The sequence below is a fragment of the Bariatricus sp. SGI.161 genome (assembly GCF_050313695.1).
In the GTDB taxonomy this organism is placed as follows: Bacteria; Bacillota; Clostridia; order Lachnospirales; family Lachnospiraceae; genus JAFBIX01.
On the sequence record NZ_JBNPLX010000099.1, the window covers coordinates 1 to 379 of the forward strand.

1 protein-coding gene is annotated in these 379 nt (G+C 42.0%); it reads right to left on the bottom strand.

Features of this window, described 5'->3' with window-relative positions:
- Positions 1-311 (bottom strand): helix-turn-helix domain-containing protein (locus ACQRBH_RS17360; RefSeq protein WP_427762705.1); only part of this gene is annotated, 311 nt, incomplete at its 3' end.
- Positions 312-379 lie beyond the last annotated feature (68 nt).

Below are 379 nucleotides of genomic sequence, written 5' to 3' on the forward strand. Positions count from 1 at the left end.
CTATGATGCTTTGACTTGAATTTCGGAAACCCAATCTCCGGACGTTCAAAGAAATTCCTGTACGCCCGTTCCAGATGGAGCTGCACATTTGCCAAAGCAAGAGAATCTACTTCCTTCAACCACGAAAATTCTTTTTTATATGCTGCCGGTGTAGTCTTCAGCATCTTCCCGGTCTTCTTATATTCTTCGATCTTATCCGACAGCATCTGGTTATAGATGAATCTACAACATCCGAATGTCTTCGCAAACAATTCTTTCTGTTCTTCCGTTGGATAAATGCGGAATTGGAAGGCTTTATTACTCTTTTTCATGTTTCTCACCCTGTGTTTCAATGTATTCCCTGATCACTTCGATTGGTGCTCCACCGACTGTTATCAGG